The 20513-nt window shown below is 64.1% G+C and carries 24 protein-coding genes; 11 read left to right on the top strand and 13 right to left on the bottom strand.

From position 1 onward, the window contains the following. Positions 1–70 precede the first annotated feature (70 nt). The 3 genes from CR103_RS18500 to flgA form a co-directional block, all read right to left on the bottom strand. Positions 71–544 (bottom strand): flagella synthesis protein FlgN, encoded by a 474-nt coding sequence (locus CR103_RS18500; RefSeq protein WP_099917412.1) that lies wholly within the window; start codon positions 542–544, stop codon positions 71–73. Between the two features lie 27 nt (positions 545–571). After that, positions 572–877, bottom strand: a complete 306-nt coding sequence (flgM, locus tag CR103_RS18495; RefSeq protein ID WP_099917411.1) for a flagellar biosynthesis anti-sigma factor FlgM — start codon at positions 875–877, stop codon at positions 572–574. Between the two features lie 118 nt (positions 878–995). Continuing rightward, positions 996–1700, bottom strand: a complete 705-nt coding sequence (gene flgA / locus CR103_RS18490) for a flagellar basal body P-ring formation chaperone FlgA (RefSeq protein ID WP_099917410.1) — start codon at positions 1698–1700, stop codon at positions 996–998. Between the two features lie 214 nt (positions 1701–1914). Here flgA and flgB point away from each other — a divergent pair, with 214 nt between their 5' ends. From flgB to flgL, 11 genes are all read left to right on the top strand, one after another. After that, positions 1915–2337 (top strand): flagellar basal body rod protein FlgB, encoded by a 423-nt coding sequence (gene flgB, locus CR103_RS18485; protein ID WP_099917409.1) that lies wholly within the window; start codon positions 1915–1917, stop codon positions 2335–2337. 2 nt (positions 2338–2339) lie between these two features. After that, positions 2340–2741: a flagellar basal body rod protein FlgC gene (gene flgC, locus CR103_RS18480; protein WP_099917408.1), complete on the top strand. Its 402-nt coding sequence runs from the start codon at positions 2340–2342 to the stop codon at positions 2739–2741. 26 nt (positions 2742–2767) lie between these two features. Next, positions 2768–3481, top strand: coding sequence for a flagellar hook assembly protein FlgD (locus CR103_RS18475; protein WP_099917407.1), 714 nt, complete (start codon positions 2768–2770; stop codon positions 3479–3481). A gap of 35 nt (positions 3482–3516) precedes the next feature. Further along, positions 3517–5052: a flagellar hook protein FlgE gene (locus CR103_RS18470; protein ID WP_099917406.1), complete on the top strand. Its 1536-nt coding sequence runs from the start codon at positions 3517–3519 to the stop codon at positions 5050–5052. Positions 5053–5352: 300 nt separating this feature from the next. Continuing rightward, positions 5353–6093 carry a flagellar basal-body rod protein FlgF gene (gene flgF / locus CR103_RS18465; protein ID WP_099917405.1) on the top strand — a complete coding sequence of 247 codons (741 nt, stop codon included), beginning with the start codon at positions 5353–5355 and terminating at the stop codon, positions 6091–6093. A 65-nt stretch (positions 6094–6158) separates the two neighbouring features. Then, positions 6159–6941, top strand: coding sequence for a flagellar basal-body rod protein FlgG (flgG, locus tag CR103_RS18460; RefSeq protein ID WP_099917404.1), 783 nt, complete (start codon positions 6159–6161; stop codon positions 6939–6941). Further along, positions 6938–7594 carry a flagellar basal body L-ring protein FlgH gene (locus tag CR103_RS18455; RefSeq protein ID WP_099917403.1) on the top strand — a complete coding sequence of 219 codons (657 nt, stop codon included), beginning with the start codon at positions 6938–6940 and terminating at the stop codon, positions 7592–7594. Before flgG ends, CR103_RS18455 begins: the two co-directional genes overlap by 4 nt. Before the next feature lie 11 nt (positions 7595–7605). Then, complete coding sequence (locus CR103_RS18450; protein ID WP_099917429.1) at positions 7606–8709, top strand: flagellar basal body P-ring protein FlgI; 1104 nt, start codon at positions 7606–7608, stop codon at positions 8707–8709. A gap of 29 nt (positions 8710–8738) precedes the next feature. Then, on the top strand, positions 8739–9665 hold the full coding sequence (gene flgJ / locus CR103_RS18445) for a flagellar assembly peptidoglycan hydrolase FlgJ (RefSeq protein ID WP_099917402.1): 927 nt from the start codon (positions 8739–8741) through the stop codon (positions 9663–9665). 107 nt (positions 9666–9772) lie between these two features. Continuing rightward, positions 9773–11776, top strand: a complete 2004-nt coding sequence (gene flgK / locus CR103_RS18440; protein ID WP_099917401.1) for a flagellar hook-associated protein FlgK — start codon at positions 9773–9775, stop codon at positions 11774–11776. Between the two features lie 12 nt (positions 11777–11788). Beyond that, on the top strand, positions 11789–13009 hold the full coding sequence (gene flgL / locus CR103_RS18435) for a flagellar hook-associated protein FlgL (RefSeq protein WP_099917400.1): 1221 nt from the start codon (positions 11789–11791) through the stop codon (positions 13007–13009). Positions 13010–13110: 101 nt separating this feature from the next. Here the strand turns inward: flgL and fliR are convergent, their stop codons facing one another. From fliR to CR103_RS18385, 10 genes are all read right to left on the bottom strand, one after another. After that, the gene (gene fliR / locus CR103_RS18430) at positions 13111–13923 is read right to left on the bottom strand and encodes a flagellar biosynthetic protein FliR (protein ID WP_099917399.1); all 813 of its coding nucleotides are present in this window, start codon (positions 13921–13923) and stop codon (positions 13111–13113) included. 33 nt (positions 13924–13956) lie between these two features. Next, positions 13957–14226, bottom strand: a complete 270-nt coding sequence (gene fliQ / locus CR103_RS18425; RefSeq protein WP_099917398.1) for a flagellar biosynthesis protein FliQ — start codon at positions 14224–14226, stop codon at positions 13957–13959. Positions 14227–14235: 9 nt separating this feature from the next. After that, complete coding sequence (gene fliP, locus CR103_RS18420) at positions 14236–14991, bottom strand: flagellar type III secretion system pore protein FliP (RefSeq protein WP_099917397.1); 756 nt, start codon at positions 14989–14991, stop codon at positions 14236–14238. After that, positions 14981–15454, bottom strand: a complete 474-nt coding sequence (gene fliO / locus CR103_RS18415) for a flagellar biosynthetic protein FliO (protein ID WP_099917396.1) — start codon at positions 15452–15454, stop codon at positions 14981–14983. Before fliO ends, fliP begins: the two co-directional genes overlap by 11 nt. Next, positions 15451–15867: a flagellar motor switch protein FliN gene (gene fliN, locus CR103_RS18410; protein WP_099917395.1), complete on the bottom strand. Its 417-nt coding sequence runs from the start codon at positions 15865–15867 to the stop codon at positions 15451–15453. The genes fliO and fliN overlap by 4 nt, the downstream gene beginning before the upstream one ends. Positions 15868–15917: 50 nt before the next feature. Continuing rightward, positions 15918–16895 (bottom strand): flagellar motor switch protein FliM, encoded by a 978-nt coding sequence (gene fliM, locus CR103_RS18405; protein WP_099917394.1) that lies wholly within the window; start codon positions 16893–16895, stop codon positions 15918–15920. A gap of 8 nt (positions 16896–16903) precedes the next feature. Further along, on the bottom strand, positions 16904–17389 hold the full coding sequence (gene fliL / locus CR103_RS18400) for a flagellar basal body-associated protein FliL (protein ID WP_099917393.1): 486 nt from the start codon (positions 17387–17389) through the stop codon (positions 16904–16906). A 320-nt stretch (positions 17390–17709) separates the two neighbouring features. Next, the gene (locus CR103_RS23050; protein WP_218968502.1) at positions 17710–18918 is read right to left on the bottom strand and encodes a flagellar hook-length control protein FliK; all 1209 of its coding nucleotides are present in this window, start codon (positions 18916–18918) and stop codon (positions 17710–17712) included. A gap of 29 nt (positions 18919–18947) precedes the next feature. Next, positions 18948–19388, bottom strand: a complete 441-nt coding sequence (gene fliJ / locus CR103_RS18390) for a flagellar export protein FliJ (RefSeq protein ID WP_099917392.1) — start codon at positions 19386–19388, stop codon at positions 18948–18950. A 35-nt stretch (positions 19389–19423) separates the two neighbouring features. Continuing rightward, positions 19424–20513, bottom strand: a 1090-nt coding sequence (locus tag CR103_RS18385) for a FliI/YscN family ATPase (RefSeq protein ID WP_099917391.1), incomplete at its 5' end; no start/stop codon positions are given.

Here is a 20513-nt window from a genome sequence, read left to right as displayed (position 1 = left end):
TTTTATTGGGAGAATTCGCGCCCGGATGCGCAGTATCGCAACCATTTTCATGGTGGAGGAGGAAAGTAAATCAAGCCACCACGAAGCGGCGCGACGGGCCGGAAGTAGCGGCCTGGCCGCTCGGGCCGTAAACGCCGGCATCAACACCGCCGGCGGGCGTGCGCATGGCGTTCAGCACGACCTGGGTGTGGGTCATCTGTTTGTTGATCAGCATGCCGTTGACGCGGTTCAGTTCCTTGGCGGTGCGGGTGCGCTCGAGCAGCTCGCGCCACAGGATGCCGGCGGCGTTGTCGGCGTCGCTGCATGCGGCCAGCCACGGTTCCATGCCGGCCTCGGCGGCGGCAAAACCGGCCGCGCCGAGCGCCTGGTGACGCTGGCTCGCACACGCCGCCATTTGCTGCACGAGGGCCGACTTTTGCGCCGTAATGGCGACCAGGGCGTCACTGTCGGCGCTGACCAGGCACTGCTGTTCCTGTTTCATCAACTCGACCAGGGAAGTGATCAGTCGTTGTTCGTCGCGCAGGGTCGTGGTCAGGCTGGTCATGGTGTGATGGCGTGGTGGCGTGGTGGCTTAGCGTTTGCGTGAATGCAGCAGGTCGCGCACTGTTTCCAGCAAGCCGTCCGCGACTTTTTCTGAGTTGACCTGGAACTGGCCCTCGGCGATCGCCAGTTTGATGCGTTCGACTTTCTTGACGTCGAACATGACGCTGCCGCTGACGTTGGCCAGCGCCTGTGCCTGCGGCGACAAGCTCACCTTGCCGGCGTCGCCCTGGGCCGGGCTGGCGGCAGATGCGCGTTCGGTCGTTCTGGCACCGGCGGCCGGGGTATTCGTGGTCGGCAGCGCAGGGGTGGTCTTGACGGTATCGTTGATTTTCATGGCATCATCCTTCTCTGGCCAGAGCAAGAAGCTCGGGATATGCGTAAGTAACGGCGAACCCGTCGCAAACTTTAGCGCACATCAATGGATTTCCAAGCAATTGTATAAAACCGACTGCTCAGAAAACCACTTCGACCAGGCCTCCCGCTTTGGCGACACCGCTGATGATGGCGCCGGCTGGCGTGCGCACCTGAACCACCTGGCCCTCGCTGGCGTTGCCGATGGCGCGCGCTTCGGCCGATACGCGGAACCCTTCGCCGCTGGAGACCACCCGCACCAGCTGGCCCTGCTGCACCACCGGTTTGCTGCGCAATGCATCGAGCCGCAACGGCGCGCCGGACGGCAGCGACACGGTGCTGCTGCGGCCGATGGCCTGGGCCATGTCGGTCACCACGCCATTCGGCATGGCGGCCAGGTCGCCTTTCATCAGCACCAGTTGCGACTGTTCGATCGGCTGGCCCTGCGCCAGCGGCACGGCGGCGGCGACATAGTCGCCCTGCACCGACACCTTCGCCTGAATGTATACCGTCCAGGCGGCCGGCGCCGTACAGCGCACGCCGACCGTGGTATTTCCCATCGTGCGTGCGCCTGGCTGCTGGAACGCTTGCGGGTCGGGGCAGGCGGGCAGGCTGGTGCGCGGGTCGATTGCCCGCACTTCGACGCTGGCCTTGCCCGCCATGCCGGCACTTTGCGCTTGCAGGTATTGCTGCACGACGGTGCGCAGCGCGGTCAGGTCTTGGGTGCCCGCGCGCGCGGCGGCGCTCTGCTGCGCCAGCGCCAGCGGCGTGGTCAGGAGGAGGGCGGTGAGGAAAATGGCATTCATGGGGTTGGGGGTTGGGGTTGGGCCTGCGGCTCGGTGGAATGATGTCATCTTAAGCGTCATGATTCTCAAGTGAAACATCGAACAGCCGCGCTTTGCCTGCGCTTATCCATCGATTGAGTTGCCGGTCTCAGCCTTAAGATCGATGCTGTCATAAAGACTGTCATAACAAAGCCCTTGCCGCCAACCTGGCGACAGTGGCCCACCTGGAGCTGAGATGATTGGCAAACTCGACGATTACCTGCGCTTCAATGAAGCCGCCTTGAGCCTGCGCTCGCAGCGCCAGCAAATTCTCGCCTCGAACATCGCGAATGCCGACACGCCCAACTACAAGGCGCGCGACATCGATTTTGCCAGTGCGCTGCAAGGCGTGATGGCGCGCACGGCGCCGCCGGCCGGCGTGCTGGCGGCCACCGCCGCGGCCCACGTCAAAGGCGCCGCGCAGAACGCCGACATGCTGCCGGACGGCACCCAGGTGCAGTACCGTGGCGTGGTGCAGGGCGCGGTCGACGGCAACACGGTCGACATGGACGTCGAGCGCAACCAGTTTGCCGACAACGCGATCCGCTACGAAGCCGGGATCACCATGATCAACCACCAAATCCGCAGCCTGATGGCGGCGATCCAGGGAGGGCAGTAATCATGTCGCTGTTTAATATTTTTAACGTGTCGGGTTCGGCCATGAGTGCCCAGGCGCAGCGCCTGAACGCCACCGCCAGCAACCTGGCCAACGCCGACAGCGCCACCAGCGCAACCGGCCAGGCCTACCGCGCCAAGCAGGTGGTGTTCGAGGCGGTGCCGCTCGAAGGCGGCGCCACGTCGGTCAAGGTGGCACGGGTGATCGACGATCCGAGCCCGCTCAAGCAGGTGTACGATCCGAAGCATCCGATGGCCGACGACAAGGGCTATGTGTCAATGCCGAACGTCAACGTGGTCGACGAAATGGTCAACATGCTGTCGGCCTCGCGCTCGTACCAGACCAACGTCGAAACCATGAACGCGGCCAAGACATTGCTGTTGAAAACGCTGACGCTCGGTCAGTAACCCCACTTATTTTTATCCAGACCACCATGTCCTCAGTCAATTCCGCGCCCGCCTTCGTCTCGCAAGACCTGCTCGCCACGGTCAATCCCAAGAAGGCGGCCAGCGTCGACGGCAGCGTCGATGCCGATACCAACAAGTTCATGACCTTGCTGGTGACCCAGCTAAAGAACCAGGATCCGATGAACCCGCTCGACAACGCCCAGCTCACCAGCCAGCTGGCGCAGCTGTCGACCGTCACCGGCGTCAACAAGCTCAACACGACGCTCGAATCGCTCAAGGCAAGCTACCAGTCGTCGGAGGCGCTGCAGGCGACCAACCTGATCGGCCACGGCGTGTTGGTCGAAGGCAACTTCGCCCAGCTTTCCGGCGGCAAGGCGATCATGGGCGTGGAACTGGCCAGCGCGGCCGACAACGTGCAGGTGACCATCAGCGACCCACGGACCGGCAAGGATGTCCATACCATCGAGCTCGGTCCGCACGCGGCGGGCACCATTCCGCTGCCGTGGGACGGCATCGTCGACCCGTCCAAGGTCAACCCCGACGGCACCGGCGTCGCCTTGAAAGACGGCAAATACACGATCCGCGTGGTCGCCACCAAAGGCGGCGAAACGCAGACGGATGCCAAGACGCTGTCGTTCGACAGCGTCGCCAGCGTCACCACCAGCGCCAAAGATGGCGTCAAGCTGAACCTGCCCACCAAGGGTATCGTGTCGATGGCTGACATCAAGCAGATTCTGTAAGCCCGCACCCTACTAACCATTTCCAGGAGAACACCATGTCTTTTCAACAGGGACTTAGCGGCTTGAACGGCGCTGCAAAATCGCTCGACGTCATCGGCAACAACATCGCCAACGCCAGCACTGTCGGTTTCAAGGGCTCGCAGGCGCAGTTTGCCGACGTCTACGCCAACTCGCTCAACGGCGCCGGCGGCAACCAGGCCGGCATCGGCACCAAGGTGTCGCAGATCGCCCAGCAGTTCACCCAAGGCAACGTCGAATCGTCGAATAATCCGCTCGACATCGCCATCAACGGCGCCGGCTTTTTCCGCACGTCCGTGGCGGGCGCGACCCAGTACTCGCGCAATGGCCAGTTCTCGCTCGACAAGGAAGGCTACATGGTCAACGCCCAGGGCGCCAAGCTGACCGGCTTTTCCGCCAGCGCCAGCGGCGCCATCCTGGCCGGTTCGCCGATCCCTTTGATGATCAATACGGCCGACCTGAAGCCGGTCGCCACCACCCGCGTCGACACCGAGCTGAATCTCGATTCGGGCAGCAAACCACCGGTCAACCCGGCGTTCAACGCCAACGATCCGACCAGCTATAACAAGCAGACCTCGATCGACGTTTTCGATACCCTCGGCAACCCGCACGTGCTGTCGACGTTCTACGTCAAGACCTCGGCCGGCCAATGGGACATCTATGCTGCCAATGACGGCACCGAAATCACTAACCTGAAAGTGGCCGCCGCCGCCCAGGGCACCGGCGAGCCGTTTGACGCGGTCAATACCGCGCGCGCGGACTGGGTCAAAGAGTCGACGGCGCAGCCGCCGGAACCGGACAAGGTCGCCGCGGCACTGTTGAATTACGCCGAAAAGGCGGCCGTGCTGGTGGTGGCAGCGGCCGACGCGGCTGGCGGTAGCCCTGCACAGAAAACAGCCCAGCGGGACGCCATCAACGATGCCGCCAGCAGATCCGGCAAAGCCGTCGGCAATACGCCGGACATGGTCGACAAGGACATCGCCAGGGCGGTGTCGGTGCCGGCGAAGGCGGTTGGTCGCCTCGTCTTCGACACCAACGGCACGCTGTCGACCGCGTTGATGCCGCAGACAGTCGCCGTGCCGATCTTCCCGCCGACCGGCGCCACCGGCATGCTGCCGATCAATCTTGGCTTTACCGGCAGTACCCAGTACGGCGCCGCCAACAGCGAAAAGAAATCGACCCAGGACGGCTATACCGCAGGCCAGCTGCAACGCTTCGCGGCAGGCTCGGATGGCATCATCCTCGGCCAGTACAGCAACGGCCAGTCGCATGCGCTGGGCCAAATCGTGCTGGCGAACTTCGCCAACCCGAACGGCCTGTCGCCCTTGGGTAACAATGCCTGGGCCGAGACGTCGAACTCGGGTGTGCCGCTGATCGGCACGCCATCCGCCGGCAGCCTCGGCGTGCTACAGTCGTCGGCGGTGGAAAACTCGAGCGTCGACCTGACGGCCGAACTGGTCAACATGATCACCGCCCAGCGTGTCTACCAGGCCAATGCGCAGACCATCAAGACGCAGGACTCGGTGTTGCAGACGCTGGTGAACCTGCGGTAAGCGGCAGTTAGGGGGCAGACCCCGGCAGTTAGGGGTCCGGCAGTTAGGGGTCGGGCAGTTAGGGGTCAGACCCCGGTTCTTCCTGGTTTTGCAGTTAGGGGTCAGACCCCGGTTTTTCCTGGTTTTGCATTGCAGGGTCTGACCCCGGGTTGCAGCCGGGGACGCAAGCAGGCCCGCCAGATCCACCGCCATCGCAACCGGGGTCAGACCCTCCCCAAAAGCAAAACCAGGGTCTGACCCCTGAACCGGGGTCTGACCCCTGAACTGGGGTCTGACCTCTGGGAAACACCAAGGACAAAAATGGACCGATTAATCTACACCGCCGCCAGCGGCGCCAAGCACATCCTGGAACAGCAGGCGACGACGGCGCACAACCTGGCCAACGTCAGCACCACCGGTTTTCGCGCCCAGATCGATTCGTTTCGCGCCGTGCAGGTGACGGGCGAGGGCTTGCCCACGCGCGCCTTCGTGGTTAATTCGACGGTCGGCGCCAATTTTTCGTCCGGGCCGCTGCAGATGACCGGGCGCGACCTCGACGTCGCCATCAAGGGCAAGGGATGGCTGGCGCTGCAGATGCCGGACGGCACCGAAGCCTACACCCGCAACGGCGCTTTGACGATGAGCGAAAACGGCTTGCTGCGAAGCGCGGGCGGCTTCACCATCGCCGGCGACGGCGGCCCGATCACGGTGCCGCCCGAGGTGACGGTGGCGATCGGCGGCGACGGCACCATCTCGACCATCGCCACTTCGACCAAGCCGGGCGCGCCGACGGTGCTGGGGCGCCTCAAACTGGTCAACCCACCCGAAGCGGACCTGGTGCGCGGCGACGACGGCCTGTTCCGCCTGAAAAGCGGCGCCGCCGCGCCGATCGATCCGCAGGTGGTGGTGGCCGGCGGCGCGCTGGAAGGCAGCAACGTCAGCCCGGTCGACGCGATGGTCAACATGATCGCGCTGGCGCGTTCGTTCGAGACCCAAATGAGCCTGATGAAGAACGCTGAGAATAACGCTGCGAAAGCTACCCAGATCCTCGCTTTGGGTTAAGCCTCTCCAGTTCATAATTGACGTGTGCATGGCGGTGTTCGTCTGCCGCGTTACTGGAGAAGCAAATGATCCGTTCCCTTTTTATCGCCAAGACTGGTCTCGAAGCACAGCAGACCAACCTGGACGTCATCACCAATAACCTGGCCAACGTCAGCACCAACGGCTTCAAGCGTTCGCGCGCGGTGTTTGAGGACTTGCTATACCAGAACGTGCGCCAGCCGGGCGCCCAGTCGTCGCAGCAGACCCAGTTGCCGTCCGGCCTGCAGATCGGCACCGGCGTGCGCACCGTCGCCACCGAGCGCATCCACACCCAGGGCAATCCCCAGAGCACCGGCAATTCGAAAGACGTGATGGTCAACGGCTCGGGCTTTTTTTCGGTGTTGCTGCCGGACGGCACCGCTGCCTACACGCGCGACGGCTCGTTCCAGAGCGATTCGAACGGCCAGCTGGTGACCTCGTCCGGCTACGTGGTGCAGCCGGCCATTACGATTCCGGCCAACGCGCTGTCGATCACGGTCGGGCGCGACGGCACCGTGTCGGTCACCGTGCCCGGCGCCAACACGCCGTCCCAGGTCGGCTCGCTGCAGCTGTCGACCTTCGTCAACCCGGCCGGGCTGGAGTCGAAAGGCGAAAACCTGTACGTCGAAACCGGCGCCTCGGGCAGCCCGAACACGAATACGCCGGGCACCAACGGCGCCGGCTTACTGATGCAGGGCTACGTCGAAACCTCGAACGTCAACATCGTCGAGGAAATGGTCAACATGATCCAGACTCAGCGCGCCTACGAGATCAACAGCAAGGCGATCACCACCTCTGACCAGATGCTGCAAAAGCTGTCGCAATTATGAAACGCATTGTAAAACTCATTATTTTTGTCAGCGCGCTGGCACTGGCCGGCTGTTCCGCCACGCCGTCGACCATCGTCCAGCGCCCCTCGAACCTGCGCCCGATGGCCGCGCAAGTCATTGCGCCCACCAATGGCGCGATTTACCAGGCGGCGGCCTACCGCCCGATGTTCGAAGACCGCCGCGCGCGCCACATCGGCGACATGCTCATCATCAGCATCACCGAGAAGACCGCCGCGGTAAAGGCCGGCGCCAGTTCGGGCAACAAGTCCGGCTCGGTCAGCTTCGTCGTTCCGGGCCTGGTCCAGGGCCGGCTCGGCGTCACCGCCGCGGCCAACGCCGCCAACAAGTTTGCCGACGGCGACAACCAGAGCGCCAGCAACACCTTTTCCGGCACGATTGGCGTTACCGTCACCGAAGTGCTGCCCAACGGTAACCTGATCGTCGCCGGCGAGAAGCAAATTGCCATGAACAAGGGCGTCGAGTTCATCCGCTTTTCCGGCATGATCAACCCCGACACGATCCAGACCGGTAACATGGTGTCGTCGACCCAGGTCGCCGATGCCCGCGTCGAGTACCGCACCAACAGTCAGATCGACCGCGCCGAGATGACAGCGATGGTGTCGCGCTTCTTCCAGTCCTTGCTGCCGTTCTGATGGGATCGACGATGCGCTTTTCCGCTTCCCTGATTGCACTGTGCGCCGCGTTTTTGGCCGCGCCGCTCGCCAGCGCCGAACGCCTGAAAGACCTCGCCAGTATCGCCGGCGTGCGGCAGAACCAGTTGTCCGGCTACGGCATCGTCGTCGGTCTCGACGGCACTGGCGACCAGACCACCCAGACGCCGTTCACGGTGCAGTCGATCGTCTCGATGCTGCAGCAAAAGGGCGTCAACCTGCCGGCCGGCACCAGTTTGCAGCTGAAAAACGTCGCCGCGGTGATGGTGACCGCCTCGCTGCCGGCGTTCGCCCAGCCGGGCCAGACCATCGACATCACGGTGTCGTCGATCGGCAACGCGAAAAGCCTGCGCGGCGGCACGCTGGTGATGACGCCGCTGCAAGGCGCCGACCAGCAGGTCTACGCAATGGCCCAGGGTAACGTGTTGGTGGGCGGCGTCGGCGCCGCCGCCGCCGGCTCGTCAATTCAGGTCAATCACCTGTCAGTCGGCAAGATTTCCGGCGGCGCCACGGTCGAGCGCGCCGTTGCCAGCAATCTTGGCGCCGACAACCAGGTGCGGCTCGAACTCAACACCACCGATTTCCTCACCGCCAGCCGGGTGGTCGAAGCGGTCAACAACCATTTCGGCCCGGACATCGCCACCGCGCTGGACGGCCGCGTGATCCGCGTGCGTTCGCCGTCGTCGTCCGACCAGCGCGTCGCCTTCCTCGGCATCCTCGAGAGCCTCGAAGTGAGCCCTGCCGCGTCGAGCGCCAAGGTGATCATGAACGCGCGCACCGGCTCGGTGGTGATGAACCAGGCGGTAACCTTGGAAAGCTGCGCCATTTCGCACGGCAACCTGTCGGTGACGATTTCGGCCGAACCGCAGGTCAGCCAGCCGGCGCCGGGTTCGCGCGGCAATACTGTCGTCACGCAAGCGCCGCAGATCGACGTCAAGAAGGAGCCGGGCCGGGTCGTGATGCTCAAGAGCGGCGCCTCGCTGGCCGAAGTGGTCAAGGCGATCAACGCGATCGGCGCTTCGCCGCAAGACCTGCTGTCGATCCTCCAGGCGTTGAAGGCAGCCGGTTCGCTGCGCGCCGAGCTCGAGATAATATAAGTGAAGTTAAGTTAAGTGAAGGCGGCGCCATGATCTCCCCGACATCCGACCTCGGTTCCAAACTCGCGCTCGACACCAAGGGCCTGGGCGACTTGAAGCAGTCGGCCAGGGCCGGTTCGCCCGAAGCCTTGAAAACGGCCGCGACCCAGTTCGAGGCAATGTTCATCAACATGATGATGAAGAGCATGCGCGACGCCACGCCGCAGGACGGCGTGTTGGATAACCAGCAGACCAAGATGTTCACCTCGATGCTGGACCAGCAGATGAGCCAGAACCTGGCCAAGCGCGGCGTCGGCCTGGCCGACGTGCTGATCCGCCAGCTCGGCGCCCAGGCGGTCAATGCGCAGGCGCTGGCGATCGGCGGCGACCAGAACGTGCCGACGTCAACCGCGATGCCGGCGCCGCAGGGCGCCGGCACGCTGATGACGACGCCAGGGGCGCTGCCCAAGCCATCGACATCGAGCATGCCGGCACTGAATGGATCGGGCAGGCCGCAGGCGCCGCACGTCGCTTCCTTTCAGCAAAAACTCGGCGCCGACGCCGAAGCGGCCAGCAAGGTGACCGGCATCCCGGCCAAGTTCATGCTCGGCCAAGCCGCGCTGGAGTCGGGCTGGGGCAAGCGCGAGATCAAGAACGCCGACGGCAGCGCCAGCCACAACCTGTTCGGCATCAAGGCCGGCCCTGGCTGGAAAGGCAAGGTTGCCACGGCGGCCACGACCGAGTACGTCGGTGGCGTGCCGCAGACCAGGGTCGAAAAATTCCGCGCCTACGACAGCTACGCCGACGGCTTCAAGGATTACGCCAGGTTAATCTCGACCAATCCGCGTTACGAAAAAGTGCTTGCCAGCGCAGGCGATGCATCGAGCTTCGCGCACGGCTTGCAAAAGGCCGGCTACGCCACGGATCCGCTATATGCGGCCAAGCTCAGCCGCATCATTACCCACTCGCTGGCCTAGCATGGCCAGGGCGGCACAGTTGTTAGCCAGCCAGGCAAGTCAAGTTATCCTGAAATCTGCCGTAGAGTGAAGTAAAGTAAAGTAAAGAATAGGAAGGATCATCGATCATGGCTGGAAATCTCCTCAGTATCGGCAAGACCGGACTGTACGCTGCGCAGGCCGGACTGGCGACGACCGGCCACAATATTGCCAACGCCAACGTACCCGGCTTCAGCCGCCAGCAAGTCATCCAGACCACCGGCCCGGCCCAGGACGTGGGCAACGGTTTCATCGGCAGCGGCACCCAGATCGCCGACATCGAGCGTTTTTCCGACAAATTCCTCAACAACCAGGTGCGAGCTGCCCAATCCGCCAGTAGCGCACTGACGTCGTACAACGCCCAGATCAGCCAGGTCGACAACCTGCTGGCCGACACCACGTCCGGCCTGTCGCCGTCGCTGCAGAACTTTTTCAAGTCGGTGCAGGACCTGAGCGCGAACGCCAGTTCGGCGCCGTCGCGACAGAATTTCCTGTCCAACGCGGAGTCGCTGGCGGCCCGCTTCCAGGGGATCAACGGGCGCCTCGAAGAGCTCCGCTCCGGCGTCAACAGCGAGATCTCGACCAACGTCACCCTGATCAATTCCTACTCCACCCAGATTTCCAAGCTCAACGAGCAGATCGGCAACCTCACCAATTCGACCGGCCATCCGCCAAACGACTTGCTCGACGCGCGCGACCAGTTGGTGCTCGACCTGAACAAACAAGTCAAGGCCACTGTCGTCGAAGGTGCCAACCACAGCCTGACGGTGTCGATCGGCACCGGCCAGCCGCTGGTGGTGGGCAGCAAGGCGTTCCAGCTGGCGGTGACGAACGCGCCGGGCGAGCCGTCGCGACTGGCGGTCGGCTACGTGACCAGCTCGAAAGTGACGCCGCTTGCGGACTCATCATTCACCGGCGGGGCGCTGGGCGGCATCATGGACTTCCGGGCTAACACGCTCGACAACGCACAGAGGTCGATCGGGCGGATTGCCATCAGCCTGGGCGCCAGCTTCAATGCGCAGAACCGCCTGGGCCAGGACAGCGCCGGCGAGATGGGCGGCGACCTGTTCAACGTGGCAAAGATTGCGCCTGGCGTCAACCTGAATAAGAATCCGGCCGATCCCGCGCTGCCGACTACGCTGACCACGACAGTGACCGAAGCAAGCCTGCTGACCACCAGCGATTACGCAGTCTCATACAACGACACCACCACCCCCCCCGGATTTACCGTGACGCGGCTGTCGGACAAGGATCCGATGACGATGGCGTACTCCCAGTCAGGGCTGTATACACTGGAGCGCGATGGCCTTGCCTTCTCCATCAGCGGCAACGTCAAGGCGGGCGATGCCTTCCTGGTGCGGCCGACCATCAATGGCGCCGCCGAGTTCAGCGTGGAGGCAAAATCGGTGGGCGACATTGCCGCGGCCGGACCGATCATGACGGGCGCGGCGGCCACCAACAAGGGCAGCGCCAAGCCGAGCGAGGGCAGCGTCGACAAGGATTTTTTGCCGGCGACCGGTTTCGCTCCCGCCACGCTGACGTTCAAGGCCGCCACCAATGAACTGCAGGGCTTCACCAGCGGCCAGCTGGTCTTGGTGAAGGTCCCGGCCGGCGTCAACACCGCCGCCACCAGCGACACCTATACCGCCGGCACCGCGCCGGCAATTCCGTATGTGGCCGGCGCCAGCTATACGTTCGGCGGCATCACCATGTCGTTTACCGGAAAGCCGGTCGACAACGACCAGTTCACAGTCAAGCGCAATACGAGCGGAGTTGGCGACAACCGCAACATGTTGCTGATGGGCGAGCTGCAGGCGACCCCGCAGCTCGACAACGGCAGTTCGACCTACCAGGGTGCGTTCGCCCAACTGGTCAGCACGGTCGGCAACAAGGCGCGCGAAGCGCAGGTCAACGGCCAGGCCAGCGACACCATGCTGGCGCAGACCATTGCCTCCCAACAAAGCGTGTCGGGCGTCAACCTGGATGAAGAAGCGGCCAATTTGTTGAAGTACCAGCAGGCCTATCAGGCAGCGGGCAAGGTGATGCAGATCGCCAGCGCCATGTTCGACACCCTGCTCTCGATCGGACGATAATTAAGGATCATCATGCGTATCAGTACCAGTTCGCTCTACGCGACCTCGACCACCCAGCTCAGCACCTTGCAAAGTCAGCTCGCGCGCACCCAGCAGCAATTGTCGACCAATCGCCGCATGCTCAGCGCGGCGGACGACCCGGTGGCCTCGGCGCGCGCGCTGGAAGTGACGCAGTCGCAATCGATCAACGCCCAGTTCGCCACCAACCGCGCCAACGCGCGCGCCTCGTTGTCGCAGGAAGAGGTCGCGCTGACCGGGGTCCAGAAGCTGATCCAGGACGTGCAGGTCACCGCGGTGGCAGCTGGCAGCGGCGCCAATTCGGCCAGCGACCGCGCCACCTACGCCAATGAACTGGAAGGCCGGCTGGAGGACCTGATGGCGCTCGCCAATACGTCCGACGGCATCGGCGGCTACGTGTTCTCGGGTTACAAGTCTGGCACGATTCCATTCGTCAAAACCAATATCGGCGTCGCCTACCAGGGCGACCAGGGCCAGGTGCTGCTGCAGGTTGGCGGGGCGCGCAAGATTGCAATGAGCGATGCCGGTAGTGCCGTGTTCACCGGCATTCCAACCGGCAACGGCGCCTTCGTCACCGCGGTCGGCGGCACCAACGGCGGCACCGGGGTGATCTCCGCCGGCACCGTGAGCGACCCGGCTCAGCTGACCGGCCACCGCTACCAGATCGATTTTTCCGCCCCGGGCACGCCGCCGGTGAGCAGTTACACGATCACCGACCAGACTGCGGTGCCGACGACGACGACAGCGGCGGCACCGTATGTCAGTGGCGATGCGATCAAGGTCGGCGGCATGAGTTTCGACATCAAGGGCGCACCGGCGACGGGCGATTCGTTCAGCGTGCAGCCAAGCGACAAGCAGGATTTGTTCACCACGCTGTCGAAGATGATCGAGACGCTGCGCGCGCCGGCCACCACGCCGGCCGAGAAGCAGGCGTTCACCGATGGCCTGGCCGCGGCCAACGGCAACCTCGGCGCGGCTCTCGACAAGGTATTGACGGTGCGCTCCTCGGTCGGTTCGCGCCAGAAGGAACTCGACACGCTCGACACCGCCGGCGAAGACACCGACATCCAGTACGCGGCAACCTTGTCGGGCCTGCAGGACCTTGACCTGGTGAAGGCGATTTCGCAGTTCACGCAACAGAAGGCGACGCTGGAGGCCGCGCAGAAAACGTTTAATGCGGTGTCGGGCCTGTCGTTGTTCAATTTCATCCGCTAACACACTGCAAAGGCGCGGCCGGGCGTTACATTCAAAACGTCGGGTTCAACAACCTTATTCTTGCCAGCGGCAAGAATAAGGTTTTTTTACGTCTATAACGTCTATCGGCCAGGCGCTGTCGCCGGCGTGCGCGCCGCCCCTGCGCGCACCAGGCTGCGGGCCGCTTCAATGCCCTGGTTGAACAGATTCTGGATCGGCGTGCTGAGGTAGGGCAGGGTCAGGCTCAGCACCAGCAGGCCGACGCCGAGCGACACTGGGAAGCCGATGCCGAAGATGTTCAGCTGCGGCGCGGCGCGCGTCAGGATGCCGAGTGCGACGTTGGTGATCAAGAGCGCGGCCACGATCGGCAGCGACAGTTGCAGCCCGGCGCTGAAAATGCGGGCGCCCCAGCGTACCAGTTCGAGCGGGGCGCCGACCGAGATCGGCGTGGCCGACACCGGCAGCGTGATGAAGCTTTCGGCCAGCGCTTGCAGCAGCACCAGGTGCGCGTTGACGGCGAGAAAAACCATGGTGGCGACCAGCGCAAGGAACTGGCTCACCGCCGACGAGCGGCCGGCCGTCATCGGGTCGAAGAAGCTGGCGAAGCCGAGGCCCATGGTCAGGCTGGCCAGTTCGCCCGCCATTTCGATTGCGGCGAACACGATGCGCATCGAAAATCCCATCGCCAGGCCGATCAGCAATTCCTGCACCAGGATCAGGAAGCCGGCCATCGACATCGGGTCGGCCGCCGGCAGCGCCGGAATCGCCGGCGCCATGATGGCCGCCAGCAGCACGCCGAGCGACACCTTGATCGATACCGGTACCGCGGTATTGCCGAACAGCGGGGCGGCGGCGATCAGGCCGAGGATCCGGGTGAGCGGCCACAGCAGGGCCGCCATCCACGTGCTCATCTCTGCGCTGGTGAGTGTAATCATGACTGCAGGATCATATCATCCACCCTTGCTCGCCTAGCCGATCAGGCCGGGAATGCCGGTGAACACCTGGCGCATGTAGTCGAGCATGACTGCCAGCATCCAGGGACCGGCCACGATCAGCGCAACGAAAATGCCGACCAGTTTCGGGATGAACGACAGCGTCGCTTCGTTGATCTGGGTGGCGGCCTGGAAGATGGACACGATCAGGCCGATGATCAGCGCCACCAGCAGCATGGGCGCGGCCACCATCAAGGTCACTTCCATGGCGTTGCGGCCCATCGTCATGACGGATTCGGGAGTCATCGCGTTCCTCTAGTAAAAGCTCTGGGAAAGCGAGCCGAGCAAGAGTTGCCAGCCGTCGACCAGCACGAACAGCATCAGCTTGAACGGCAGCGAGATCACCGCCGGCGACATCATCATCATGCCCATCGCCATCAACACCGAGGCCACCACCATGTCGATGATCAGGAACGGAATAAAAATCGCAAAGCCGATCTGGAACGCGGTCTTCAGTTCGCTGGTGACGAACGACGGGATCAGGACGCGTAGCGGGATATCTTCCGGCCCCTGCAGCGCGGGCGAGCGCGAGATCTTGACGAACAGCGCCAGGTCGGACTGGCGGGTCTGCTTGATCATGAACGCTTTCAGGGGCGCGACGCCCTTGTCCATCGCCTCACCCATCTGGATCTTGTTTTCCTGTAGCGGCAGGTAGGCGTCGGTATAGATCTTGTCGAACGTTGGGCCCATCACGAACAGGGTCAGGAACAAGGCCAACCCGACCATCACCTGGTTGGGTGGCGCCGACTGGGTGCCGAGCGCCTGGCGCAGCAGCGACAGCACGATGATAATGCGGGTAAAACTGGTCATCATCAACAGTGCTGCCGGCAGGAACGACAGCGCCGTCATCAACAGCAGCGTTTGCACCGGCAGCGAGTAGGCGGTGCCGCCGCCGGCAGCCGGCGCGCTGGTGAACGCGGGAATGCCGGGAGCGGCAAAGGCGAGCGTGGGCAGGAGAAAGGCAACCAAGGCAGGGCCAGCCAGCGCCAACAGCAATTTCTTATTTCGCATTACGTTTGTCGATCGTTTGTTTGAGCCATTCGGCAAAGCTGGAGGCCGATGGCTGGTGCGGGTGCAAGGTTGCGCCCGGGGCGGCTTCAGCTTCATTTGCAGGCTGGCGGGCCATCGTCGCCAGCGCGTTGACGCGGCCGGGCGAGGCGCCCACCACGATCCACTGGTCGCCCACTTCCACCACCATGATGCGCTCGCGCCCGCCAAGGTTGAGGGCGCCGACCAGCTTGACGCGGGCCGTGCCGGCCTGCGCCTTGGGGCCGAAGCGCTTCATGAACCAGGCCAGGGCGGCGAGCAGGGCAAGTACCAGGCACAGCGCGAAAATGGTCTGGATCAGGCTGCCGGCGGCAGGTGCCGCAACCTGCACTTGCGCCGCCGGCGCCAGAGCGGCCACCTGGCGGGCCTGGGCGGCGCCGCCCACGAGGCTGGCGGCGACCCAGGCAAAGAAGAAACGCCCCATCATTTATTCAGTTTTCTGATCCGCTCGGACGGCGTGATGATGTCGGTCAGGCGGATACCGAACTTGTCGTTGACCACCACCACCTCGCCCTGGGCGATCAGGCAGCCGTTGACCAGCACGTCCATCGGCTCGCCGGCCAGGCCGTCGAGCTCGACCACTGAGCCTTGCGCCAGCTGCAGCAGGTTCTTGATGGCGATCTTGGTGCGGCCCAGTTCGACCGTCAGCTGCACCGGGATGTCGAGGATGAAGTCGATATCGTTCGGCGTCTCGCTCTTGGTGCCCTTGTTGGAAAAATCCTTGAACACGGCGGCGCTGGCGGCCTGCTTCTGCAAGGCGTCGGCTTCCGCTTTTGCCTGCTCGGCAATCGCAGCGCCCCAGTCGTCGTCCATGCTTTGGTCGTCTTGATTATCGGACATCGTGCTCTCCTGGTGTTCGGCTGCCGGCGGCTAACAGCGCCGGACATGATTTATTTAGCATCGGAATTAGCCAGCAGTTTCTCGACCTTCAGCGCGTATTGCCCGTTCAGTACGCCATAGGTGCAATCCATCACTGGCACGTTGTCGACGGTGGCCTGGATCTGCTCCGGCACGGTAATCGGAATGATGTCGCCCACCTTCATGTTGAGGATGTCGTCGAACGAGGCGCGGCCGGTGCCGAGCACGGCGACGAGCTCGACTTCGGCGATCTGGATCTGCTGCGTCATCAGGCGGATCCAGCGCTTGTCCACCTCGAGCGCCTCGCCTTGCAGGCTGGAGGTGAGGGCGTCGCGGATCGGCTCGATCATCGAGTACGGCATGCAGAAGTGGATCTGGCCGGATACGGAACCGAGCTCCACCGTAAACGTCGACGACACCACCACCTCGTTCGGCGTGGCGATGTTGGCGAACTGGGTGTTCATCTCGGAGCGGATGTACTCGAACTCGACCGGGAAAACCGGCTCCCACGACTTGGTGTAGGCGTCGAACACGATATCGAGGATGCGCAGGATGATGCGCTGCTCGGTCTGGGTAAAGTCGCGCCCTTCGACGCGGGTATGGAAGCGGCCGTCGCCGCCGAACAGGTTGTCGACCAGCAGGAACACGAGGCCCGGATCGAACACCATCAGGGCGGTGCCGCGCAGCGGCTTCATGTGCACGAGGTTCAGGTTGGTCGGCACCACCAGGTTGCGGATAAATTCGCTGTACTTGGAAACCCGTACCGAGCCGACCGACACTTCGGCGCTGCGGCGCAAAAAATTAAACAGGCCGACGCGCAGCAAGCGGGCAAAACGCTCGTTGATGATCTCGAGCGTCGGCATGCGGCCGCGCACGATGCGCTCCTGGGTTGCCAGGTTATAGGTGCGAACGCCCGAGGTATCTTCAGGAACGGAAACATCGTCCTGATCGCCGTTGACGCCCTTGAGAAGGGCATCAACTTCTTCCTGGGAAAGGAAATTGTCGGCCATGATCGGATTTACTGGATGATGAAAGCGGTGTACAGGACGTCGCTGACCTGCTGCGGTTCGCCTTTGTCGACAAACGGCAGCTTGAGCGCGACGACGATTTCGGACGCCAGCTGACGTTTGCCGTCGACGGTGGAGATTTCCGAAGCTTTCTTGCCCGACAACAGCAGCAGCACGCGGCTGCGCACCTTCGCCATGTTGGCCTTGAACAGCTCGCCTTGTTTCTGGTTCTGCACCTGCAAGGTGAACGCGATCTGCAGGAACTGTTCGCCGGTTTCCGGCTGCAGGTTGACGGTGAACGACTCGACCGGCACGTACTCGGGCGGTTCGGCCTTGACGACCTTGTGCGCGGGGGCGCCGGTTTTGCCCTGCGTGAAATACCACGCTGCGCCGCCACCGCCACCAAGGACGACCAGCGCCCCGGCGATTATCATCACCAGCTTTTTCTTGCCACCAGCTGGCGCTGGCGCTGCGCCAGCTTTTGGATCAGCCTTCATTTTTGCATTCGCTTTCAAAATACCCCAGGTGCTAAATATGGATCACGCCGGCATTATGTCATTATCGGGAATAACTGAGCAGGCAGAAGCGTTGAAAAGAGGGAAGAACAGCAGCCAACTCGTGGCTTGCGGGGAGGGCGATGGCGTTTGAATAAGCTACGCTAGCATCATCATAAACAGTCGTCCTCGCCAATGCGGGGCCCCCTTACTGTGAAAACTCGTCGACTTTTAACGCCGGCAAGCTGAGGTTTTCGCGGCGCAAATTAATTCCCCGCATTCGCGAGGAGGCGTTTCCGCCAATGGCGAAAACGCCGCTCTGCTTACGCAAACGTATCGACCATCGCGCTACCGCCCGAGCGTCCCTCGCGTACCGGCGCCAGTGAAATCGGCGCCGCTTCAGGGCCGGTGTTGGCCGAGCGCGGCGCGCCTGCCTGGCCGCGCGGCTGCTCGCCTCCCTGGGCCTGGCGCCCGTCCTGGGTGCCGGCGTTGACCGTTGCACTGCCCAGCGCGATGCCGTTCTCGCCCATCATTTCACGCAGCTTCGGCATCGCCGCTTCGAGCGCCTGGCGCACTTCTGGCTGAGCCGCGGTGAACGTCACGGTGGCCTGGTCGCCCGTCACGCTCAGCACTACCTGCATCGGCCCCAGGTCGGGCGGATTGAGCGTCAGCGAGGCCGATTGTTCTTTTCCGGCGACCATCCAGATGATCTTCTGGCCAACCTGGTTGTCCCAGCCCGGCGTGCCGACGCGCGCGGCGATGTGCTCAAGCGGGGCACCGGTGATCGCCTGCGCCATCGCCAGCGATGCCTGCAGCACCGGCGCCGTCACCGGTGCTGCAGCTGCAAGCTCCTTGAGGATGGCGGCGTCAGGCACAGCTTCGCTTTTCGCGCTGACGCTGGCAATTGCCAGGCCATCGGCGTCCGGCTGCTGTTGCACGGCGGCGGCGCGCGGGTGGCTGCCGGTAGCGAACGGCGACGGCGCCGCTGCCGCATCCTTCGACTTGGCATCCGGTGCCACGCCGCCGCCAGGGATGTTCAGCGCAAACCGGACAGCCCCTTCGATCGCCTGCTTGACGTCGTTGAAGGCCGGGTCATTGCTGTCGGCTGCCGGCGCCGCCGTCAAAACAGTCGCCAGTGTGGCCCCCGGTGTGGCCCCCTGTGCGGCCCCCGGCGTGGCCACCCCGGATGTCAGCGGATCGGCGGCCGGCGCCGGCGCGGCGGCCGGCAGGTTGAAGCTGGCGACCAGCGCCAGCATGTCGGTGACCGGGCCGATCGCCGCCGCCGCGTCGGCATCGGCGGCGTCGTCCAGGGCCTCGTCGGCCGCTTTGGCAGGTCCGCCGGCGGCCTCCTTTGGCGCACCCTGAGGCTTGCCTGCCGGTGCGGCGGCGGGCCGGCGCTGTTCCATCTCGCGCGACAAGGCGTCGCTGAACTGCCTGGCGTCGGCCTTGGGGGCGGCGTTGGCGCGCTGCGGCGCCGGCGCCGCGTTTGGGCTGGCGATGGCCAGCGGGATCGGGAGAGTCGTAGTTTGCATGATGGTCTTGTGAGTGTCGGTTGGACAGGTCAGCGTTTGTAATAGGCCTGGCGCGCTGCGTGTTCGTCCATCTGTTTCTGGTCGCGCTTGTTCTCGATGCGCAGCGCCTCGGCGGCGGCGCGTTCGCTCAACGTGCGGTAGGACAGCCGCTTGCGCTCGCACGCCTGCCACGCGGTTCTTTCGATCGCGCTCTTGTGTTGCGCGTGCTTGACCACGTCGCGCTGGCCGCTGATGGCGTTGTCGAGTTTGCCGATGAAGGCGACGAAATTGCGGTACGCCAGCGGCGTGATGCCGGCCACCTGGGCGCTATCGAGCCGCGTTGCATAATCGTCGCGGTAGTTCAGCAGCATGGCCAGCTTCTGTTCGGTTTCGTCCGCCGCCGCCAGCGCCGCGCCCAGCCGCTTGGCGGCCGCGTCGGCATCACGCTGCGCCAGTTCGATCAGGGTATCAAGTGCGGAACGGGTTGCCATAGTGAAAGATTATAGGCGGCGCGGCCGGGCCGTCATCACTCGAACAGAGAGGTAAGTTGACCCAAGCTCTGCAGCATGTCGACCTTGTCGGGGATTTCCTGGCACAGGAAAGCTTCGATCCTGTCGTGCAGCACGATGGCCTGGTCGAGCACCGGGTCGCTGCCGGCGGCATACGCGCCCACGCTGATCAGGTCGCGCGAGCGCTGGTAGCGCGAATAGAGCTGCTTGAGGCGGCGCGCGGCGTGCTGGTGCGGCGTCGACGTGATGCCGTGCATGGCGCGGCTGATCGACTGTTCGATATCGATCGCCGGGTAGTGGCCGGCTTCGGCCAGGTGGCGGTCGAGCACGATGTGGCCGTCGAGGATACCGCGCGCGGCGTCGGCGATCGGGTCCTGCTGGTCGTCGCCTTCCGACAGCACCGTGTAAAAAGCGGTGATCGAGCCGCCGCCCTCGACGCCGTTGCCAGCCCGTTCGACCAGCACCGGCAGCTTGGCGAACACCGATGGCGGATAGCCCTTGGTGGCGGGCGGCTCGCCGATCGCCAGCGCGATCTCGCGCTGGGCCATTGCGTAACGGGTCAGCGAGTCCATGATCAACAGGACGTTCTTGCCCTCGTCGCGGAAGTGTTCGGCAATCGCCGTGGCGTAGGCGGCGCCTTGCAGACGCATCAGCGGCGGGCTGTCGGCCGGCGCCGCCACCACGGCCGAGCGCGCGCGGCCTTCGGGACCGAGAATCTGTTCGATAAATTCCTTGACCTCGCGGCCGCGTTCGCCGATCAGGCCGACCACGATCACGTCGGCCGTGGTGTAGCGCGCGATCATCCCGAGCAGCACCGATTTGCCGACGCCGGTGCCGGCGAACAGGCCAAGGCGCTGGCCGCGGCCGACCGTCAGCATGGCGTTGATGGCGCGTACGCCGACGTCGAGCGTTTCGGTGATCGGCGCGCGGTCGAGCGGATTGACCGGGCGCGCGTTGATCGGCGCCATCTGGTCGGTGCCGAGGGGACCCAAGCCGTCGAGCGGGCGGCCGGCGCCGTCCACCACGCGCCCAAGCAGCGCCATGCCGACCGGCAGGTGGCGCGCGCGGTCGCTCGGGCGCCGCCGCGGATGGGCCACGCTGCCCGGG

The sequence above is a fragment of the Massilia psychrophila genome, assembly GCF_002760665.1.
GTDB lineage: Bacteria > Pseudomonadota > Gammaproteobacteria > Burkholderiales > Burkholderiaceae_D > JAFCUW01.
The sequence above is the reverse complement of the archived record's forward strand: the minus strand, read 5'-3'. Positions and strand labels throughout refer to the sequence as shown.